The organism is Nonomuraea sp. NPDC050663, assembly GCF_044456985.1.
Taxonomy (GTDB): Bacteria; Actinomycetota; Actinomycetes; order Streptosporangiales; family Streptosporangiaceae; genus Nonomuraea.
The window spans coordinates 161,315-179,950 of record NZ_JBITGL010000016.1 but is presented as its reverse complement, the minus strand read 5'-3'; the positions used below and the strand labels follow the sequence as shown (position 1 = coordinate 179,950).

The following is an 18,636-nucleotide window of genomic DNA, read 5'->3' as shown; positions in this document are numbered from 1 at the left end:
GGCTCATCCCTTGATGGCGCCGGCGGTCATCCCGGCGACGATCTTGCGGTTGAAGAAGACGAAGAGGATCAGCGGCGGGATCGTGATCAGGACGATGTCCATGAACAGCAGGTTCCACTGGGTGTTGTACTGGCTCTGGAAGTTGTAGAGCGTGACCTGCACGGTGGCGTTCTCGTCGCCGGGCAGCAGGTAGAGCGGGTTGACGAAGTCGTTGAAGATGTTGACCGAGCTGACCAGGATGACCGTGATGGTCACCGGCCGCAGCAGCGGGAAGATCACCCGGAAGAACAGCCGCATGCCGCCGCAGCCGTCGATCTGGGCGGCCTCGTCCATCTCGCGCGGGATGGCCGCGATGAACGCGCGGAACAGCAGCATCGCGAACGACAGGTTGAAGGCGACCTCGGCCAGGATCATCCCGGGCAGCGTCTTGAACAGCCCGAGTGCCTGCAGCAGCCAGATGGTCGGCACCACCGCGGGCGGGATGATCAGCCCTGACAGCACCAGGAAGTCGGCGGCCTTGGCGACCTTGCCGGGACGGCGCTGCAGGACGAACGCGGCCATGGCGGCGAAGACGACCAGCAGCGCCACGGAGGCGACGGTGATGATCGTGCTGTTGACGTAGGCGCGCAGGAGCACGTAGTCGCGCGCCTCGATGACGGCCATGAAGTTCTCCACGACCGGCCAGCTGGTGGGCCAGGCGAAGTCGAGATCGATGGCCTGCCGCGGGTCCTTGACGGCGGTCAGCAGCATGAGCGCGAACGGCACCAGGAAGATCGCGGTGGCCAGCACCAGGGCGACCGCTTCCACGCTCAGCCTGCGGGCTGCTCTCATGCGGCCACCTGCCTCTTGCCGAGGTAGTAGTTGAGCGGCACGGCGATGGCCGTGACGAGGAGGAAGAGGATCACGTTCCCGGCCGTGGACAGGCCGAAGAAGCCGGACTGGTACTGCTTGTAGATGATCGAGGCGATGGTGTCGCTGGTGAAGCCGGGGCCGCCGCGGGTCATCGCCCAGATGAGATCGAACGAGCGCAGGCCGCCGATGAACGACAGGATGATCACCGAGTAGGTGGCGGGCCAGCTCAGCGGCAGCGTCACATGCCGGAAGCGGTGCCAGGCGCCGCCACCGTCCACCGCGACGGCCTGGTAGTACTCGGTCGGGATGGACATGATGCCGGCGATGTAGATCACGGTGGCCAGGCCGACGCCCTTCCACACGTCCACCAGCGCCACCGACAGCAGCGCGGTGGTGGCGTCGCCGAGCCAGTCACGGCCGTCGACGCCCACCAGGGCCAGTGCCTGGTTGACCAGGCCGGTCTGCGGCTTGAGCAGCATGGCGAAGGTGATGCCGACCGCGACCGTGGAGACCAGCGTCGGGAAGAAGACGACCGAGCGCAGGAAGCCGCGCAGCCGCAGCCTGCTGGTCAGCAGCACGCCGAGCAGCAGGCCGAGCACGACCTTCAGGCCCGACGTGACGACCGCGTAGATGATCGTGTTCTGGAAGCCGATGCGCAGGTTCTGCTCGGCCAGGAAGTCGCGGAAGTTGTCCAGGCCGACGAACTCGCTGTCGAACAGGGTCCAGCGGGTGAGAGCGAAGTAGAACGCCATCACGGTCGGCACGAGGAAGATGACCAGGAAGACGATCCCGGCCGGCAGGTACAGCGCGTAGGGGTAGGCCGACCTGCGCGGGTGTCCCGGAGCCTCGCCGGGCCCTTTGCGGGGCCCGGCGACGTGCCTCGTCACCACCCTGCGAGCCCCAACTGCTTGGCCTGCTTCTCCACGTCCTTGTCGTACTGGGCCGCGCCCTCGGCGGCCGGCGTCAGGCCGGAACCGACGGCCACGGTGATCTGCTCCAGCGACGGGCCCTTGACCGGGGAGACGAACTCCAGGGCGGGCGCGGTGCGGCCCTCGTCCACGTACACCTGGAGGTCCTTGGCCGCCTGGATGGCGTCGTCGGGCAGCTTGGCTCCGGTGATGCGGTACGGCCCGGCGGGCGGTACGGCCTGGTTGACCGCGTCGGCGCCGGCCGGTGAGGCGACGAAAGCGAGGAACTTCTTGGCCGCTTCCAGGTTCTTCGTCGTCTTCGGGATGTAGATGCCGGCAGGTTCCCAGATCGTGGCGCCGTTCTTGGCGGCGTCGGTGCCGGGGATGCCGAAGAAGCCGACGTCGGTTGCCGCCTGGGGCATGGTGGCCACGAACGGCGGGAGCTGGGCGCTGAGCATCGGGTAGTGCGCGGCCTTGCCCTCGGCCAGCAGTTTCATGCCCTGGTCGGCGGTGGCCGAGCCGAAGCCCTCCTGGAGATGTCCCTTGGCGTGCACCTCGGCCAGGTGGTCGAATCCGGCCTGGGCGGCGGGGGTGCCGGCGAACTTGACCTTGTTGGCCGTGTAGTCCTGCGCGAAGGTCGGCACCGCCGCCTGGACGTTGTAGTAGTCGCCGAGGACGAAGAGCTGCGAGGTCCAGGTGTCCTTGTAGGTCCCGATCACCGGGGCGACGCCGGCCGCCTTGATCTTGTCGTTGTTGGCCATGAAATCGGCCCAGGTCTTCGGCACCTCCAGCTTGAGCTGTTCGTAGACCTTCCGGTTGTAGAGGATGCCGCCGCCCATGGCGGTGCCGCCGGGGACGCCGAACACCTTGCCGTCCTGGCTGACCACGGGCAGGAAATCCTTCTGCACGTTGGCCAGCACCGGGTCGCCGGTGAGGTCCACCATGGTCTGGGACGGGTTGAGCGCCTGCAGCAGCGAGCCGGAGTTGTACCAGAACACATCCGACATGTCGCCCGTGGACAGCCGGGTCTTGATGATGTTGTCGCCCTCGCTGCCACCGGGCCGCGTCTCGGTCTCGATCTTGATGGTGGGATCGGTCTTCATGAAGGCGTCCGTGAGCGCCTTGGCGGTGTCCACGGTGGCCTGGCTGTTGTCGATGAGGAACTTCAAGGTGACCGGTTCGCCGGCGGTTCCGGTCCCGGCTCCGGTTTCCGGGCCTTCGCCCGAGCCGCACGAGGCCAGAGCCGCCATCGCGAAAACGGCCAGGGCCGCTCCCGTCACGCGGTGCGAGGTCTTCACAACGCCCCTCCGGGTTCGTTGAAACGATTTAAGCGCCCCCCGATGCGGGTTAACGTAAGCGCCCTCTATTGGGGCGTCAAGGGAGAGCGTGGGGAACGTTCCCCAATCGTGTCCTGGGCTGGTCGGGGTCTGCGGTCTTGGGAGATCAATGGGATGGGGAACGTTCCTCGTCCTGAGGGCAGGGCTCAAGCCGTACAATCGGGCGAGGGCGAGCGGACGGAAGGCGGCGCATGGTCGCAGGGGAACGGCAGCGCAGGGTGACCATCACCGACGTGGCCGAGCACGCCCGCGTTTCCACCACCGCCGTGTCGAAGGTGCTGCAGAACGCCTACGGCGTCAGCGAGGCGATGCGGGAAAAGGTGCGCGCCGCCATCGACGAACTCGGCTACCGCCCCCACAACGCCGCCCGGGCCATGCGCGGGCGCACCTTCACGATCGGCGTGCTGCTGCCGCACATCCGCAACCCCTTCTTCGCCGACATCCTCGACGGCCTGACCGGGGAGATCTCCGTCAGCGGCTATCAAGCGATCATGGTCCAGAGCGGCGGCAACGACCCCGAGGCGGAGCGCCGGGCCAGCGACGCGCTGGTGGACCGGCAGGTGGACGGCGTCTTCTGGGTCGCACCCGTCTGCCCCAGGGAGCAGCTGGAGAAGCTCGCCAAGGACATCCCCCTCGTCGTGCTCGGCCGCCACGACCGATCGGCGCTGTACGACTGCGTCCTCGACGACGACGAGGTCGGCGCCCAGCTGATGGTCGAACACCTCATCGCCCTCGGCCATCGGCGCATCGCGCACATCACCCAGAAGGACGCCGTCGGGCACCGCTCCGCCGCCCTGCTGCACACCATCAGGGCCACGACCTATGAGCGGGTGATGACCGAGCACGGCCTGTCCGACCACATCGCCATCGCCGCCACCGCATACACGGAAGAGGGCGGCTACGAGGGCACGCGCGAGCTGCTCGCCCGCGATCCCCGTCCCACCGCCGTCTTCGCCGGCGCCGATCAGGCGGCCTTCGGCGCCCTCGCGGCCGTCCACGAGGCGGGCCTGAACGTGCCCGGCGACATCTCGGTGGCGGGCTACGACAACGCCCGCATGGCCGGACTCGCCCACGTCGCGCTGACCAGCGTCGACCAGGACGGCGCCATCATGGGGCAGACCGCCGGCCGCCTGCTGCTCGAACGCATCGCCGGCCGAACCGTCGCGGTGCGCTTCTCGGTCACCCCGACCCTCGTGTCCCGTCGCTCCACCGCGCCGCCGGAAGGTCCATAGCCCCTCCTCCGACGGTTCATCTATCGGTCTCGGCGGACGTGGCCGTGCAGGAAGGTGCGGACGCCCGCGGTGACCGTCTCGGTGAGCTCGTCGACCGGCGGAGAAGCCTGGTGCGCCGGCAGCCCGGCTGAGATCAACAACAACAGGTGGAGGGCCGCACGGTCGGCGTCCTCGATCTCCAGCAACCCCCGGTCGCTCAGTTTTCGCAGGTGAGCGCCCAGTTCCCGGCGGACTCGGCGCGGCCCGGTCTGCTGCCAGGCGTCGATCGCCTCCTGCGGGATGTGGCCCGCTTCGGCGTTGATCTGTCCGACCAGGGAGAAGTGGGCGGCGCTGTCGGGTCTCGGCGTCACCCAGTCCAGCCCGAACTCGACGAGGTCGGCCTCCACGTCGGTGACCTTGCGCAGGTGGCGGTCGATGATGGCGATCTGCACGTCGGCCGCCCTGGTGGCGCTCTCCTGAATCACGGCCAGGAACAACGCGGCCTTGTCGGTGAAGTGGTTGTAGATGGTGCGCGTGGAGGCTCCGGCTTCCGCCGAGATCGCGTCGATGCTGGCGCGCGTGAAGCCGTCGCGGGCGAACACCGTCAGGGCTCCGTCCAGGATCGCCTGCCGCTTGCCGGCCGACCCGCCGCGAGGGCTCGGCTTTGTGGTGTTCTGCCTGGTCATCTCGTTCCTTCGGTACGTTTTACAGTCATCGTTTTACTTTTTGCCATGCACGTTGTACTTTACCTCATGCCGGGCCACCGAGGTCCGCATTGAGGAGTGAGAAACATGATCAGGATCGCCATTGTCATCGGCAGCACCCGCCCCCGTCGCCGCACCGCGGTCGCGGCCCGCTGGGTCGCCGAGGTCGCCGGCCGTCACCCCGCCGTCGCCGCGGGGGAGGCGGCGTTCGAGGTCGTGGACCTGGCCGAATACGGGCTGTCGGTCCTTGACGAGCCCGTGCCCGCGCTGTTCGGCGATTACCACCACGCCCACACCCACCAGTGGGCCCAGACGATCGCCTCGTTCGACGGGTTCGTCTTCGTCACCCCCGAGTACAACCACTCGGCCCCGGCCGCGTTGAAGAACGCCATCGACTTCGTGTTCGCCGAGTGGAACAACAAGGCGGCCGGTTTCGTCAGCCACGGCGTCCACGGCGGCGTGCGCGCCGTGGAACACCTGCGGCAGGTCATGACCGAGCTCCAGGTGGCCAACGTCCGCACCCAGGTCGCGCTGTCGGCCTTCGCCGACTTCGAGATCACCGACCCGGCCGAGCCCGGCACCATCGCCCCCGGCCCGCACCAGGAGCCGACCCTGAACGAGCTGCTCGACGAACTCGTCGCCTGGTCCCGGGCACTCAAGCCGCTGCGGGAGAGCGCCGGTCAGCCGGTGGCGGCGTGAGCAAGCGCCACCGGCTGCCGGGCCGTACCTGACCGGGGTCTGCGAGGGGCGCTCCTAGCCGGACGTCCCGGCGCCGGCCGCCTGCCGTTGCAGTTCCACGACCAGCTCCAGGGACTCGCGCGCCTGCTCGACCTCGTCCCAGGCGACTGAGCCCGCGCCCAGGTTCCATGGGCTGTTCCACTCCTCCTCCAGCGAGTGGAGGTGGGCGAGATGTTCCTCGTACAGGACCGTGAGCATCGAGTCACCGCGGTGCCCGTGCCAGCTGGGCCATGGACGCGTAGTTCTCGCGGGACGCGTTCGCCCGCAGCCGTTCGACTGCTGTCGGGTCCATCGCCGCTCCTCACGTTCGACGCCGCGTCCGCGTGGCCTATATCCAAGCGCACCCGGGACTTCCCGAGGAGCGGAGTGGTAGGGCGGTCTCATGCTTGGGGTGGGGCCACGGCGTCGGGTGGCAGCCGGCGGGCCAGCCGGAGCAGCACGAGGCCGGCCAGGCCGACCAGTGCTGCCAGCGTCAGCCACAGTAGCGGCGGTGCTGTACTGAGGAGTGCGGAGAATCCGGCGGGTGCCATGACCGCCGCGATCGCCCAGGTCTGCTGATAGATCGCGAGGTAGCGGCCCCGCAGGGCGGGCGGTGCGGTGCCGGCCGCGATCGCCCAGCTGGGCACGGTGTGCATGAGCTCGCCGAGGGTGAGGATGAGCGTGGCCGCCAGGAGTCCGCCGATGCGGGCGGGGCCGGCGGGGAGCAGCGCGGTCGCGGCGTAGGCAGCGCAGGCCAGCATCATGATCAGGCCGCTCAGTGCCATGGCGTGGGTGCGGCGGGAGTGACGTTGCCAGCGCCGTACCAGGAGCTGGCCGGCGGCGACGAGGGTGGTGTTGATCGCGTAGAGGACGCCCAGCAGCGCGGGCGAGACGCCGAGCACGGTCACCGCGTACACGGGCAGGGCGACCGGGAGGATGAGGTGGACCAGGGTGAAGGCCTGTTCCACCGCCACCAGTGCGACGAAGGGCCGGTCGGCGAAGACCTGCCGGTAGCCTCCGTGGCTTCGGGGTGGCGGGGCCGGGGCGCCTCGCCCCGACAGTGCCAGGCATACGGTGGCCAGGACGAAGCTCGCCGCGTTCATCAGCGCGACCACCGCGAACCCCGTGACGCCGGCGAGGGAGACCACGCCCGCCGACAGCAGGCCGCCCAGGCCGAAGGCGACGTTCCTGGCGGTGGCCATGAGCGTGTACAGCCGGTCCCTGAGCGCGCCCTCGGCCAGGGCCGAGATGTAGCTGCCCGAGGCGGGGTAGTAGGCGCGGTCGCCGACCGCGACCAGGGCGGCGACGACGATCAGGGCTCCGAAACCGTCCACGAGCGGATAGGCGGCGAAGGCCACCGCTCGCAGCAGGTAGGTGGCCATCAGCACGCGGCGCGCGTCGAACCTGTCGATGAGGACCCCGGCCACCGGGTTGGCCGCCAGCCCCACGATCGCCGCCACGGTGACCCCGAGCCCGACGGTCGTCATGGGCAGGCGGGTCACCTCGTGGATGAACAGCAGGGTCAGGGGGACGTAGAGCCCGTTGCCGAGGGCGTCGACGAACATTCCCACCAGGAACGGGCGCACGCCGGCCGTGCTCGTGAGGGAGGGGGAGGACATGTGATCAGTGTTGCCAGCCGCTCTCGGGAACGGCATCGGCCGGTGGTCCTAGGTCTCAAGACCTGGTTGACAGCTGGTCACAGGCGGGCGATCCACTCCTGGCCCGTGAGGACGTCAGCGCCCCTGGACGGGAAGACGCGGTTGATCAGGAAGTCGTGCACGTCCGCTTCCCCGTCGGCGCAGGCGTCGCTGAGGACGGTCACGTGGTAGTCGCGGTCGGAGGCGTCGTAGAGGGTGGCGGCGACCATCGCCCCCGTCGCGACGCCGGTCAGCACGATCGAGTCGATGTGCTGGGCGCGCAGGAGCCGATCGAGGTCGGTCGCCGAGAAGGCGCTGGCGCGGCGCTTGAGGACGACGGCCTCGCCCGGCAACGGCGCGATGCGCGGGTGCACCAACGTCTCGGGGGATTCTTCGTGAAACAGGGTCCCCGCACCGTGCAGGCCACTGATCAACTGGTTTCCCGCCGCCACATCGAGGCCTGAGGACCGCAGCCCGAAACGGATGAAGATCACGGGGATTCCGGAGGCTCTGGCCGCGGGGATGACCTTCTCGACGACAGGGAGCACCTCGGCGGCGAAGGGGTAGTTGTCCACGATGCCCGCCTGCAGGTCGCCGACGATGAGTGCGGTGGTGGTCATATGGTTTCCTTGTCTGTACGGCGCGCCGGGGGCGCTGGTTGTCGTCGATCTAGTGCGGTGAGTGGGTAGCCTATGCGGCACACAAACGATCGCCGGTCGATGTCACGCACGAGCAAGATCGTTACGTCGTTAGCTGCAGTCTCCAGCCCGACGATCACCGAAAGCCGCTCATGGAACTGCGCGACATCGAAATCTTCCTGACCCTGGCCGAAGAGCTGCACTTCGGCCGCACGGCAGCACGGCTGCACGTCACGCCCGCGCGGGTCAGTCAGGCCATCAAGCAACAGGAGCGCCGGATCGGCGGCGCCCTGTTCGAGCGCTCCAGTCGCGCTGTCACACTCACCCCGCTGGGCACACTGCTGCGCGCCGACCTGGAACCGGTCTACCGCGAACTGCGCCGGAGCCTGCAACGGGCACGGATGGCCGCCCAGGGCGTCACCGCCACGCTTCGCGTCGGCATGATCCCCGACATCGCCCACGACCTGCGCCCGGCCTGGGAGGCTTTTCGTGCCCGCCACCCCGAATGCCGGCTCCAACTCGGGCACAGCGGCTTCGTCGAGCCGTTCAAGTCCTTACGCGACGGCGAGATCGGCGCGCTGATCGCCTGGTTACCGGTCGAGGAGCCCGACCTCACCGTCGGTCCGGTCGTCTACACCGAGCCGCGGGTCCTGACCGTGGCCGTCGATCATCCGCTGGCCGAGCGCGGCACGGTATCGATGGAGGTCTTCGGCGACGATCATCCCGTGGCCACCGCCCTGCCGTACCTGCCCGACTACTGGGAGGACGCCTTCAACCCGTTCACCACCGGCAGTGGCCGGCCCGTCGACAACCGCATCCACGTCGCCAACTACGAGCAGATCCAACGGCTGGTCGCCACCGGCCAGATGATCCACCCCATCGGCGCTCACGCGAGCCGCTACTTTCAGCGGCCGGACGTCGTCTACCTGCCCATTCATGACGCTCCCGCATTCCGGTGGGGGCTCATCTGGCGCACCGACGGGGACAACCGGTACGTCCACGCCCTGGCGCGGGTCTTCCGCGATCTCGGCACCCACGTCCTATGAGGGTTGCCACGCCGAGCTCGGCGTGGCAACGGTGGCGGTCAGGAGAACATGTCGCTCAGCAGTTCGGGGTCGATGGCGATGGGTGCGGGGCGGTAGGCGGGTGGCTGCGTGCCCATCAGCTCACGCACCAGGAAGTCCCACCCTCGTGTACGGACGTAGGCCAGGCAGTCGATGAACGCGTGCTCGGCCCCTGGCACGATGAACAGCTCGAAATCCTTCCCGGCGGCGATGAGCCGGTCGGCCAGCCGCAGCGTCTGATCCGGGTGGACTCGATCGTCCATCTCGCCGTGGATGAGCAGCAGCCTGCCCGCCAGGCGGTCCGCGATGTCCACGTTGGAAGTCCGGGCCCACGCCTCCGGATTGTCCGCGCCGTCGTAGGCTTCCACGAAGTCCAGGTTGAAGTAGCGGGCCTCGTGTGAGCCCGACAGCGCGACGCCGACCTTGTAGGTCTCCGGGAAGTCGAGCATCGCCCGTACGGTGGCGAACCCGCCGCCCGAGTGGCCGAAGGCGCCCACCCGGTCCAGGTCGATCCACGGCCGGGTCTCGGCCAGCTGCCGCAGCGCCGCGACGTGGTCGGCCAGGCCGCCCGCGTCCGCGAGCCGGCCGTCGGAGGCGTCGTGGAAGGCCTTGCTGCGTCCCGGGGTGCCTCGCCCGTCCACCGCGACGACCACGAAGCCCAGCGCCGCGAGGGGTTCGGCGTCCATGCCCATCCCGCCCGGGTCGAAGCCCGGAGTGGTCCGGGTGACCTGCGGGCCGGGATAGAGGTTGTCCACCACCGGGTACCTCTTGTCCGGATCGAACCCGCGTGGCCGGTACAGGACGCCGTAGACGTCGGTCACGCCGTCGGCCGCCTTGACGCGGAACCGTTCCGGCGCCGTCCAGCCGGTGGCGGTGAGCTTGCCGATGTCGGCGCGCTCCACCTCCACGAGCACCTGCCCCGACCAGTCGCGGACCGTGGTCACCGGCGGGGTGTCCACGGTGGACGCGGAGTCGACGAAGAACGACGGGTTCTCCGGCACGGTGACCGTGTGGTCGAGATCGTCGCCGGTCAGCCGGGCGAACCCGGTACCGTCCAGGCCCGCCCGGCAGACCGTGCGCCGGTACGGGTCGGCGTCGATCAGCCCGGTGGCGGTGAAGTAGACCATCCGCTCGGCCTCGTCGACGTGCAGGATCTGCCGCACGGCCCAGTTGCCCGAGGTGACCTGGCCGAGCAGCTCGCCGGTACGCAGGCCGTACCGGTAGAGATGACCCCAGCCGTCACGCTGCGAGAACCACAGCACCTCGTCCGCCAGCACCCGCACGATCGGGGGTTCGTACAGCCACTGGTTGGGCTCCACCCGGGTGTCGCCGGACTCGCTGACCACGACGCTGACCTGACCTGTGGCCGGGTCGAGGCGGTGCAGGGTGAGGGTGCGCCGGTCGCGAGGCTGGCTGAGGTAGTACACCGCCGATCCGTCGTCCGCCCACCATGCCCACCTGCCCATGACCGGTGACATCGTCGGCGTCAGGAGCGGCTCGGCCTGCGCGCGCACCACGGTGCCCGCGGCGACGTCGACCACCACCAGCTCGGCCTGCGGCACGTGCTCGTCCCCCGTGTAGGCGTACCGCTGGGCGTGGAGCTGCGGCGCGCCGCCGTCGGCGGGCCTGGCTTCCAGCAGGTGCGTCAGCCGTACACGGCGCTCATCGGTTCGATGCGTCAGCACCTTCGTCGAGTCCGGTGACCAGGCCACGGCGGGTGGAAGGTGGGGCAGGCCGAACTTACGCAGCAGGGTGCCGTTGCCCATGCTCTCCGGGCTGGAGCCGTACTGGTAGGCGGGCTCGCCGTCGGTGGTCAGCGCCCACTCCCGGCCGTCGGTGAGCGAGTGGGCCCACAGGTCGTGCCCGCGCCGCGACACGGCGAACTTCTTGTCCGGCGACGGCACCGCCAGCGGATTGCCCGGAGGTGTGAACTCGGCCGGCTCGCACGTGTAGTCGTCGAGACGGCAGCGCCAGAACCCGCCCGCCGCGAAGAACTCCACGGCGTTTCCGGCAGGCAGGAAGGCCGCGAAGGGTAAGGCCTCGGGGTCGATCGGTTGTCCGGAGGCGGCGCTGAGCGCGGTGGCGAGCCGGGCGTGGTCGAAGGCCGGCTCGCGGGTTCCCGCGGCCGGATCGACAAGGACGAATCGTTTGCCCGCGCCGGTGCTCGTCCCGTACCAGAAGCGGGTTCCGCCGTCGAGCCACTGGGGCGTGACCCTGTCGCCGACGACGAGCTCGCCGGGGCGGGCGGGCCGGCGGAGCAGGAGTTCCGCGGCCTGGTAGTTCTCTGTCGTGCTCATTGTTTCCTCTCTTGGTCCCGCGTGGGGTTCAGGCGGCGTCCATGGCTTCGGTGATCTTGCGGGTCATTTCGGCCACGGTGGCTTCGGGGCCGCTCGACCGGGTCCGGGTGGCCGCCTCGATGGCGAGCAGGACGATGCCGCGGAAGTTGCCGGCCTCGGCCGGATCCTGCTTCTTGAGCAGGCCCACGGCCTCCGTCAGGGCGGGCAGCACGCGGTCGGCCAGTTCGGCTGTCGACTTGCCGTTCAGATCCATGCCTTTCTGCTCGGCCAGCACGTGCCCGACCGGGCCGATCGCGGAGGCCAGGGCGATGGAGCCGCCGGTGGCGATCCGGTGCGGCGAGCCACCGGCGGCGCCGGCGGCGGCTACCAGCGCGACCGCGCCGTACGCGGCGGTCCGCAGGGTGTGCTTGTCCTGGTCGGTCAGGGTGATGGACATGGTGGTGCTCCTTTGAATCGGTGCGGGACGGACCGTGGTGGTCACTCAGGTGTGGCGGCCAGCACGCGTTCTTCGGCGGGACCTGGTCCCGGCTGAGCCGCCGCGGTATTGCGGGTGGGCAGGACGAAGGCGGCGATGACAGCCGCCAGGACGACGGCACAGGCACTGGCGGTGAAGGTGAGCGCCATGCCGTTGGTGAAGGCTTCTCGTGCGGCGGCGGCCAGCGTCGTGTCGCCGAGCTCGAGTGCTTCGCTGATGTTGCGGCGTGCCGCTTCCGGGGCGCCGGCCGGCATGTTCCCCGTGTAGGCGTCGGCCATGACGCTTCCCAGGATGGCCACGCCCAGCGCGGCGCCGGCCTGCTGGATGGTGTCGTTGACCGCTGACCCCACCCCTGCGTGCTCGGCCGGCACGGCGCCCATGAGCGCGTTGATGGCGGTGGGGATGGCCAGGCCGCTTCCCATGCCGGCCAGGCCGAGGGCGATGGCGATCAGCCAGAAGCCGTCCGTCGCGTCGACGGTGCCCAGGACGGCGATCCCGGCGGCCATGATGGCCATGCCGCCCGCGACCATGACCCGGTTGCCGACCTTGCCGGCCAGGATCCCGCCGATGGCGTTGAACAGCAAGGACGTCACGGCCACCGGCAGGAACGCCAGCCCGGCCTGCATCGGGCTGTAGCCGTGGACGAACTGCAGATACTGCGTCAGGACCAGCAGGAGGCCACCGTTGGCGATGCTGAGCAGCACCACCGACAGGCTCGCGCCGGAGAAGTCCCGGTCACGGAAGAGACCCATCGGCACCATGGGCGAGGCGGATCGCATCTCCCAGAGGACGAAGCCGATCAGGCAGGCCGCCGCCGCTGCCGACGCCGCGAGGACGCCCGGGTGGGCGATGCCGTTGTGGGGCAACTCGATGATCGCCCATACCAGTGCGGTCATGCCGACGAGGGACAGCAGGGCGCCCACCGGGTCCGGCTTGCGCCACGGGCCCTTGGACTCCGGCATCAGCACGAGCGCCGCGATGATCGCCAGGGCGGCGACGGGCACGTTGACGAGGAACGCGACGCCCCACCAGAACTCGGCGATCAGCAGGCCGCCGACGACGGGTCCGCCGACCAGGCCCACCATGGTCACCGCGGACCAGGCGGTCAACGCCTTGCGCCGCTCCCTCTCGTCGGTGAAGACCGTGATCAGGATCGACAACGTCGAGGGCATGATCAGCGCGCCGCCGACGCCCATCGCGATCCGGCCGGCCACCAGCTGCAGCGGGTCCTGCGCGAACGTCGCCGCCAGGCTCGCCGCACCGAAGATCACCAATCCGAGGATCATGACGCGGCGACGGCCATACCGGTCCGACAGGCTGCCGGCGATCAGCAGCAGGCCGGCGAAGACCAGGATGTAGGAATCGAGGATCCACTGGATGTCCTGGGAGGTGGCTGCGAGATCCCTGGTCAGTGACGGGATCGCCACATTGAGCACCATGTTGTCGACGACCAGGACCAGCGAGCTCATACAGAGCACCGCCAGGACGAGCCATCTCCTCGGACTGCTTCTCCGACTCATGACGAACCTCTCTCGGGCCTCTCTCGGGCCTCTCTCGGGTGGCGGATCACGGACGGGCGAGTTCGTAGCGGCGAGTCCGGCGGAGAAGCTGAAAGCCGAGATGCCTGCGCAAGGCGAGCAGATGCGACTCGTCCTCGGCGGACAGGGTCTCGATCTCGTTGACGTACGGGTGGACCTCGCGCAACCGCTGGATCAGAGCGGCGTTGACCCACAGACCCAAGCGCCGTCCCCGGTGACCGGGCCGTACGGCAGGGCCGTACTGGCGAGCGCGGGGTCGCCCCGGCGCCTCCACCACCGCCACGGCGTACGCCGCCAGATCGCCTTCCTCCCTCACCGCGGTCACACTGGCGTCACCCGTGTGGCTCGGGCTCCGGAGCAGCTCTTCGACACGGGCCGCACCGGACAGGGCGCCGGTCCAGTGGGTCAACCGGTAACCGGGGTGCTCGGCCTCGACCAGCTCACCCAGCCAGGCCTGATGCACATCGCCGAAGGCGAGCAGATCGTGGCGCCTGGATCCGGTGTGCCAGAAGCCGTGCCGCCTGCAGAACGCCTCCCCGGGCGAACCCGCCGCCACGTTCGCCACCAGGCGCGTCCCGGCGGACTGCCCCCGCACGGCCGCCAGCAGCCCGGAGCCCAGCCCGCGCCGCCGCCACAGCGGCTCCACGTGCAGGCTCAACTCCGCCGACGCCGGAGCCGGGGGAGTGTCCTGTCCGAACGGGACGATCGGCCGCAGGCCGGCCATGCCGACCACGGGGCCGCGCGGCACCATGGCCTGCCAACGCGAGCCCCCGGAGTGATCCGACACCGTCACGATGTCGATCGGTGGTTCGCTCATGGGGCAACCATCACGTCGGCCGCTGGTGCGGAACAACGCGAAAGATCGCACCACTGCTTAAGCCGCGCGTTAACGTTCGAGGTCAGGGGCTTGCCGCTGTCGGAATCGTCGATGACCGCCGCTCGCACGGAGCGGCCGCACCCCGGCGCCCAGCTCGCTCACGAGTGCCCGATGATCGGGTGCGGCCGGTACGGGGCCTCCAGCCGGGCCGCTTCCTCCTCGCTCAAAGACACCTCCATCGCCGCGATCGCGTCGTCCAGATGTCCCGCCTTGCTCGCTCCGATGATCGGCGCACTTACCCCGGGGCGGCCGAGCAGCCACGCGAGCGCGATTTGGGCCGGTGGCAGATGCCGTTCGGCGGCGACCGCGCTCACCTTGTCGACCACGTCGAAGTCCGCGTTCTCGTACATGTTGTGAGCGAGCTCGTCGCTGCCGGATCGGAGCGTGCGCGGCCGGTTGTCGCGGTGGCGGCTGCCGGTGAGCAGCCCGCGGGCCAGCGGGCTCCAGGGGATGACACCCACGCCCTGATCCAGGCAGAGCGGGATCATCTCTCGCTCTTCCTCCCGGTAGACCAGGTTGTAGTGATTCTGCATCGCCACGAACCTGGTCCAACCCGCCATCCGGGCAACGTGCTGCGCTTTGGCGAACTGCCAGGCGTACATGCTGGATGCTCCGATGTAGCGGGCCTTGCCGGCCCGCACCACGTCGTGCAAGGCCTCCATGGTTTCCTCGATCGGCGTCTCGTCGTCCCAGCGATGAATCTGGTAGAGATCGATATGATCGGTTCCCAGCCGGCTCAGCGAGGCGTCGATGGCGGACAGCACGTGTTTGCGGGACAGCCCCCGGTCGTTCGGGCCCGGCCCCATGGGAAAGTAGACCTTCGTGGCGAGAACGTAGTCGTCGCGCCGGGCGAAGAGCCTGCCGAGCAGCCGCCCGGTGATCTTTTCGCTCACGCCGCCGGAGTACATGTCGGCGGTGTCGAAGAACGTGACACCCGCCTCCACGGCGCGCCGGACGATCGGCTCGGCCTCGTCCTCGCGTAGCAGCCATTCCCACGACGCCGGGTCACCGTACGTCATCATGCCGAGGCACAGCCGGGAAACCCGCAGCCCCGACGAACCCAGCCTTATGTATCGCATTTCGTCTCACCCCCCTGTGAGCGGGTGGTCTGGTGTTCGTGGTGGAGGGCGACCGCGAGAACCACGAGCCCCACTCCGGCCAGTTCGGGCCAGGTGGGCAGTTGCCGGAGCACCGCGATGCCGATCACCGTCGCCGTGGCCGGAAGCAGCGCCACGAGCAGCGCGTACGTGGAGCGGGCCATGCGTGCCATGGCCCGCTGATCGCACACGTACGGAATCACCGACGAGCAGATGCCCACCCCGATCCCGGCGGCGAGCGTGACCGGATCGACCATCGCGGGAGCGGCCTGCCAGAGTCCCGCGGGCGCGACGCACACCCCGGCGACGAGCATGGCGGCGGCCAGCCCGTCGACGCCGTCGACGCCGCGCATGCTGCGAGCCGCCCGATGGGCCAGCACGATGTAGGCGGCGAACAGCGCCGCGTTGGCGAAGGCGAACACCAGTCCCAGCGGCTCTCCGGCCAGCCGTACGCCGGTCAGCATGTAGACACCGCAGACGGCGGCCACGAGCGCCACGAGATTACGCGCGGTTCGGGCACCGAGCGCGGCCAGCACGATGACCGGCAGGAACTCGATGGCGGCGACGGTCGCCAGGGGCACGCGAGCGATCGCCAGATAGAAGCAGACGTTCATCGCCGCGAGCACCGCGCCCCAGGCGACGACTGTACGGCGCTCCCCGGCGTCGAGCCGGATCAGAGTCCGCCAGGGGCGGCGCCAGAGCGCGAAGACCAGCGCCGCGCTCCAGATCCTCAGGGCCGCGACCCCAGGCGGCTCCAGTTTCGCGAACAGGAGTACGGCGAAGGCCGGACCCAGGTAATGGAAGACGGCGCTGCCGATGAAGTAGGACCATGCGGGTGCCGTGAAAGGGAAGGCGCGAGGGCCGATTGACGGCATGGCCCCATTTTTGGCGAGCCCCTAATTTAGAAGAATGGCGAAACGAAGGATCAGACCCGATCGGGCCTACGAACCCAAGGAGTTGGACGCCCTCGACCGTCGAATCCTCGCTGAACTGCAAGTCGACGCCAGGGTGAGCTTCGCCGAACTGGGCCGCCGGGTCGGTCTGTCGCCTCCCGCCGTGAGCGAGCGGGTGCAGCGGCTGGAGGAGTCAGGAGTGATCACCGGCTATCGCGCCGAGGTCGACCCGCGGGCCCTGGGCTTCCCGGTCACCGTGATGGTGCGGATCCGTCCGGAGTTCCGTGACCTTCACCGCATCTCCAAGATCGCCAAAGAGGTTCCCCAGATCGTCGAGTGCTACAGGATGACCGGGGACGACTGCTTCTATTTCACGATGCACCTGCGGGCGGTCGACGAGCTGGAACCGATCCTTGATCTGTTCACGCCGTACGGACACACGACCACATCGCTCATCCACACCGCACCGGTGCCCCGCCGCCCCCTGTGCCTGGAATGAGGCCGGGACACGTGGCGATCGAGCATTTAAGGAAAACGTCCGATACCCCGAGCGGCGCCGCGCTCGTAGCGTTTTGACCTGTAAGAACGATCGCAAGCAGGGAGAAACCATGAAGACCATCGTTGTCCTCGGCGGCGGCTACACCGGGGTGATGTGCGCTGTACGGCTGGCGCTGCGCACCCGCAAGCTGGACGTGTCGATCACTCTCGTCAACCCGTCGGAGCGGTTCACCGAACGGTTGCGTCTGCATCAGGTCGCGGCGGGCCATGAGCTGGCCGACTTCCGGATCCCCGAGCTGCTCGGCGACCGTGTGACGTTCGTGCGGGGCAGGGCGACCGCGATCGACACCGCTCGGCGGGAGGTCACGGTCGACGTCGGGGACGGTTCGCGGATGTTGCCCTACGACAAGCTGGTGTACGCGCTCGGCAGCTACACCGACACGAGCGTCGTCCCCGGCGCCGACGACCACGCGCACACGTTGAACGGCTCCCAGCCGGCCCGCTCCATGGCGCTGCACCTGGCGTCGCTGGCGGAGCACGGCGGGACCGTCGCCGTCTGCGGCGGAGGGCTGACCGGGATCGAGGCCGCCGCCGAGATCGCCGAGAACCACCCGAACCTGCGGGTGTCCCTCATCAGCTCGGAGCGGCCCGGCTGGATGATGGGGGAGAAGGCGCGCGCCTACCTGTCCTCCGTGTTCGAGCGGCTCGGCGTGACCGTCCACGCCGGCGCGCGGATCACCAAGGTGCTGCCCGGCGGCGTCGAGGTGGACGACGGCCGTCTGATCCCGGCGGATGTCACCCTCTGGACCGCCGGGGTCAAAGCGCACGCGCTCGCCGCCGAGTCCGGCATCGGGGTCGACCGCAAGGGCTTGATCCTGGTCGACCCGGCGCTGCGGTCACTGTCCCACCCGGAGATCTACGCGATCGGCGACGCCGCGGCGGCACGTCAGGCGTGGGGGGCGATCCACGGCACCTGCCAGAGCGGCATGCCGTCGGGCGTCCACGTCGCCGACTCCATCGCCAGGGAGCTGCGGGGCCGCGCCGTCAAGCCGTTCCGGTTCGGGTACTTCCACCAGCCGCTCAGCCTGGGCCGTAACGACGCGGTCATCCAGTTCACCCGCCACGACGACACCCCGGGCCGCTTCTATCTGAAGGGCAGGGCGGCCGTGATGTACAAGGAGTGGGTCAGCAGCACCCCGCCCAAGGCGTTCGTGAAGACGCAGCGCTATCCGGCTCCGGTCAGCCTGTCGCGGGGAGGCCGGGCGACCCGCGAGCCCTTCATGGAGTTGTGAGGTCGGTCCGGCCGGATGAGCGTCGTCGCGTACTCGGCGTGCCAGTCAGCCCGTGCTGCGCACCCGCCTACGCCGGGCTGGCGTGGGCGGCCAGGATGCGCCACCCGTGCTCGTCCGTGTGAACCCACGTCCGCGTGTAGCTCATCCGTCCCGCGAACGGCGTTCCGGAGATGCTGCCTTCAAGCGTGCCGAGGAAGCACGTCACGCCGGTTTCCCCCGCAACGACCACGGTGAGGTCTTCCTGGAGGAGTTTCGTCAGAACCAGGGTTCGTGAGCGGTGCTGGTCGAGGTCGAGCTGCTTGGCATCCGGGTGGCACCGGTTGTCCGGCGGTCCGGTGAAGACGAGCCGCTCGTCGAGCAGCCGGTCCAGCTCTTCGACGTCTCCTGCGAGCTGTGCCGCCTGCAGGCGCTGTTCGGCCTTGGTCAGCTCGTCAAGGAGGGTGGTGTGGTCGGCCATGAGGAATCCTCTCCAATGATCAATCCCGCGCGAAGTGAACAGGGTACAAGAGGCTGAATTCGCGGAGCCGGTCAGCTCGGCAAGGTCGGCGTGGGCCAGTACTCGCTATCAGCCGCTACGACGCGGTCAAGGGCGCCTGACCCC

General features: G+C 69.2%; 19 protein-coding genes. 5 read left to right on the top strand and 14 right to left on the bottom strand.

The window, feature by feature from the left end:
- Nucleotides 1-3: 3 nt before the first annotated feature.
- From ACIBH1_RS37505 to ACIBH1_RS37495, 3 genes are read right to left on the bottom strand one after another with little or no spacing between them, the layout of a single operon-like run.
- Nucleotides 4-831 (bottom strand): carbohydrate ABC transporter permease, encoded by an 828-nt coding sequence (locus tag ACIBH1_RS37505; RefSeq protein ID WP_397318788.1) that lies wholly within the window; start codon nucleotides 829-831, stop codon nucleotides 4-6.
- A complete protein-coding gene (locus ACIBH1_RS37500; protein WP_397318787.1) occupies nucleotides 828-1,739 on the bottom strand; it encodes a carbohydrate ABC transporter permease in 912 nt (303 codons plus the stop codon). Before ACIBH1_RS37500 ends, ACIBH1_RS37505 begins: the two co-directional genes overlap by 4 nt.
- Nucleotides 1,736-3,058 (bottom strand): ABC transporter substrate-binding protein, encoded by a 1,323-nt coding sequence (locus ACIBH1_RS37495; RefSeq protein WP_397318786.1) that lies wholly within the window; start codon nucleotides 3,056-3,058, stop codon nucleotides 1,736-1,738. Before ACIBH1_RS37495 ends, ACIBH1_RS37500 begins: the two co-directional genes overlap by 4 nt.
- Before the next feature lie 230 nt (nucleotides 3,059-3,288).
- Here ACIBH1_RS37495 and ACIBH1_RS37490 point away from each other — a divergent pair, with 230 nt between their 5' ends.
- A complete protein-coding gene (locus ACIBH1_RS37490) occupies nucleotides 3,289-4,329 on the top strand; it encodes a LacI family DNA-binding transcriptional regulator (RefSeq protein ID WP_397318785.1) in 1,041 nt (346 codons plus the stop codon).
- Nucleotides 4,330-4,349: 20 nt separating this feature from the next.
- On the opposite strand, the gene ACIBH1_RS37485 is transcribed toward ACIBH1_RS37490, so the two are convergent.
- The gene (locus ACIBH1_RS37485; RefSeq protein ID WP_397318784.1) at nucleotides 4,350-4,994 is read right to left on the bottom strand and encodes a TetR/AcrR family transcriptional regulator; all 645 of its coding nucleotides are present in this window, start codon (nucleotides 4,992-4,994) and stop codon (nucleotides 4,350-4,352) included.
- 105 nt (nucleotides 4,995-5,099) lie between these two features.
- Here ACIBH1_RS37485 and ACIBH1_RS37480 point away from each other — a divergent pair, with 105 nt between their 5' ends.
- The gene (locus ACIBH1_RS37480; RefSeq protein WP_397318783.1) at nucleotides 5,100-5,711 is read left to right on the top strand and encodes an NADPH-dependent FMN reductase; all 612 of its coding nucleotides are present in this window, start codon (nucleotides 5,100-5,102) and stop codon (nucleotides 5,709-5,711) included.
- 54 nt (nucleotides 5,712-5,765) lie between these two features.
- Here the strand turns inward: ACIBH1_RS37480 and ACIBH1_RS37475 are convergent, their stop codons facing one another.
- From ACIBH1_RS37475 to ACIBH1_RS37465, 3 genes are all read right to left on the bottom strand, one after another.
- The gene (locus tag ACIBH1_RS37475) at nucleotides 5,766-5,948 is read right to left on the bottom strand and encodes a hypothetical protein (RefSeq protein ID WP_397318782.1); all 183 of its coding nucleotides are present in this window, start codon (nucleotides 5,946-5,948) and stop codon (nucleotides 5,766-5,768) included.
- Between the two features lie 182 nt (nucleotides 5,949-6,130).
- Nucleotides 6,131-7,348, bottom strand: a complete 1,218-nt coding sequence (locus tag ACIBH1_RS37470) for an MFS transporter (protein WP_397318780.1) — start codon at nucleotides 7,346-7,348, stop codon at nucleotides 6,131-6,133.
- Nucleotides 7,349-7,425: 77 nt separating this feature from the next.
- Nucleotides 7,426-7,986 (bottom strand): cysteine hydrolase family protein, encoded by a 561-nt coding sequence (locus tag ACIBH1_RS37465; protein WP_397318779.1) that lies wholly within the window; start codon nucleotides 7,984-7,986, stop codon nucleotides 7,426-7,428.
- A 170-nt stretch (nucleotides 7,987-8,156) separates the two neighbouring features.
- On the opposite strand from ACIBH1_RS37465, the gene ACIBH1_RS37460 reads away from it, so the two are divergent.
- The gene (locus ACIBH1_RS37460; RefSeq protein WP_397318778.1) at nucleotides 8,157-9,050 is read left to right on the top strand and encodes a LysR family transcriptional regulator; all 894 of its coding nucleotides are present in this window, start codon (nucleotides 8,157-8,159) and stop codon (nucleotides 9,048-9,050) included.
- 38 nt (nucleotides 9,051-9,088) lie between these two features.
- On the opposite strand, the gene ACIBH1_RS37455 is transcribed toward ACIBH1_RS37460, so the two are convergent.
- From ACIBH1_RS37455 to ACIBH1_RS37430, 6 genes are all read right to left on the bottom strand, one after another.
- Entirely contained in the window at nucleotides 9,089-11,365 is a 2,277-nt protein-coding gene (locus ACIBH1_RS37455) for a DPP IV N-terminal domain-containing protein (RefSeq protein WP_397318777.1), read from the bottom strand.
- 28 nt (nucleotides 11,366-11,393) lie between these two features.
- The gene (locus ACIBH1_RS37450) at nucleotides 11,394-11,801 is read right to left on the bottom strand and encodes a hypothetical protein (RefSeq protein ID WP_397318776.1); all 408 of its coding nucleotides are present in this window, start codon (nucleotides 11,799-11,801) and stop codon (nucleotides 11,394-11,396) included.
- A 41-nt stretch (nucleotides 11,802-11,842) separates the two neighbouring features.
- A complete protein-coding gene (locus ACIBH1_RS37445; RefSeq protein ID WP_397318775.1) occupies nucleotides 11,843-13,309 on the bottom strand; it encodes an MFS transporter in 1,467 nt (488 codons plus the stop codon).
- Between the two features lie 97 nt (nucleotides 13,310-13,406).
- Nucleotides 13,407-14,195, bottom strand: coding sequence for a GNAT family N-acetyltransferase (locus ACIBH1_RS37440; protein WP_397318774.1), 789 nt, complete (start codon nucleotides 14,193-14,195; stop codon nucleotides 13,407-13,409).
- A 158-nt stretch (nucleotides 14,196-14,353) separates the two neighbouring features.
- Nucleotides 14,354-15,334, bottom strand: coding sequence for an aldo/keto reductase (locus tag ACIBH1_RS37435; RefSeq protein WP_397318773.1), 981 nt, complete (start codon nucleotides 15,332-15,334; stop codon nucleotides 14,354-14,356).
- Complete coding sequence (locus tag ACIBH1_RS37430) at nucleotides 15,322-16,227, bottom strand: EamA family transporter (protein ID WP_397318772.1); 906 nt, start codon at nucleotides 16,225-16,227, stop codon at nucleotides 15,322-15,324. The genes ACIBH1_RS37435 and ACIBH1_RS37430 overlap by 13 nt, the downstream gene beginning before the upstream one ends.
- A gap of 34 nt (nucleotides 16,228-16,261) precedes the next feature.
- Between ACIBH1_RS37430 and ACIBH1_RS37425 the strand changes: the two genes are divergently transcribed.
- Entirely contained in the window at nucleotides 16,262-16,744 is a 483-nt protein-coding gene (locus ACIBH1_RS37425; RefSeq protein WP_397318771.1) for an Lrp/AsnC family transcriptional regulator, read from the top strand.
- A 109-nt stretch (nucleotides 16,745-16,853) separates the two neighbouring features.
- On the top strand, nucleotides 16,854-18,035 hold the full coding sequence (locus ACIBH1_RS37420; protein ID WP_397318770.1) for an NAD(P)/FAD-dependent oxidoreductase: 1,182 nt from the start codon (nucleotides 16,854-16,856) through the stop codon (nucleotides 18,033-18,035).
- Nucleotides 18,036-18,102: 67 nt separating this feature from the next.
- Here the strand turns inward: ACIBH1_RS37420 and ACIBH1_RS37415 are convergent, their stop codons facing one another.
- Complete coding sequence (locus tag ACIBH1_RS37415) at nucleotides 18,103-18,492, bottom strand: nuclear transport factor 2 family protein (RefSeq protein WP_397318769.1); 390 nt, start codon at nucleotides 18,490-18,492, stop codon at nucleotides 18,103-18,105.
- Nucleotides 18,493-18,636: the final 144 nt, after the last annotated feature.

Bases quoted from the DNA above. Each gene is read 5' to 3' on its own strand.
- ACIBH1_RS37450 (WP_397318776.1), bottom strand. From the start codon at position 11,801: ATGTCCATCACCCTGACCGACCAGGACAAGCACACCCTGCGGACCGCC.
- ACIBH1_RS37485 (WP_397318784.1), bottom strand. From the start codon at position 4,994: ATGACCAGGCAGAACACCACAAAGCCGAGCCCTCGCGGCGGGTCGGCC.
- ACIBH1_RS37420 (WP_397318770.1), top strand. From the start codon at position 16,854: ATGAAGACCATCGTTGTCCTCGGCGGCGGCTACACCGGGGTGATGTGC.
- ACIBH1_RS37455 (WP_397318777.1), bottom strand. From the start codon at position 11,365: ATGAGCACGACAGAGAACTACCAGGCCGCGGAACTCCTGCTCCGCCGG.
- ACIBH1_RS37435 (WP_397318773.1), bottom strand. From the start codon at position 15,334: ATGCGATACATAAGGCTGGGTTCGTCGGGGCTGCGGGTTTCCCGGCTG.
- ACIBH1_RS37415 (WP_397318769.1), bottom strand. From the start codon at position 18,492: ATGGCCGACCACACCACCCTCCTTGACGAGCTGACCAAGGCCGAACAG.
- ACIBH1_RS37460 (WP_397318778.1), top strand. From the start codon at position 8,157: ATGGAACTGCGCGACATCGAAATCTTCCTGACCCTGGCCGAAGAGCTG.
- ACIBH1_RS37480 (WP_397318783.1), top strand. From the start codon at position 5,100: ATGATCAGGATCGCCATTGTCATCGGCAGCACCCGCCCCCGTCGCCGC.
- ACIBH1_RS37475 (WP_397318782.1), bottom strand. From the start codon at position 5,948: ATGCTCACGGTCCTGTACGAGGAACATCTCGCCCACCTCCACTCGCTG.
- ACIBH1_RS37470 (WP_397318780.1), bottom strand. From the start codon at position 7,348: ATGTCCTCCCCCTCCCTCACGAGCACGGCCGGCGTGCGCCCGTTCCTG.
- ACIBH1_RS37505 (WP_397318788.1), bottom strand. From the start codon at position 831: ATGAGAGCAGCCCGCAGGCTGAGCGTGGAAGCGGTCGCCCTGGTGCTG.
- ACIBH1_RS37445 (WP_397318775.1), bottom strand. From the start codon at position 13,309: ATGAGCTCGCTGGTCCTGGTCGTCGACAACATGGTGCTCAATGTGGCG.
- ACIBH1_RS37425 (WP_397318771.1), top strand. From the start codon at position 16,262: ATGGCGAAACGAAGGATCAGACCCGATCGGGCCTACGAACCCAAGGAG.
- ACIBH1_RS37490 (WP_397318785.1), top strand. From the start codon at position 3,289: ATGGTCGCAGGGGAACGGCAGCGCAGGGTGACCATCACCGACGTGGCC.
- ACIBH1_RS37465 (WP_397318779.1), bottom strand. From the start codon at position 7,986: ATGACCACCACCGCACTCATCGTCGGCGACCTGCAGGCGGGCATCGTG.
- ACIBH1_RS37430 (WP_397318772.1), bottom strand. From the start codon at position 16,227: ATGCCGTCAATCGGCCCTCGCGCCTTCCCTTTCACGGCACCCGCATGG.
- ACIBH1_RS37440 (WP_397318774.1), bottom strand. From the start codon at position 14,195: ATGAGCGAACCACCGATCGACATCGTGACGGTGTCGGATCACTCCGGG.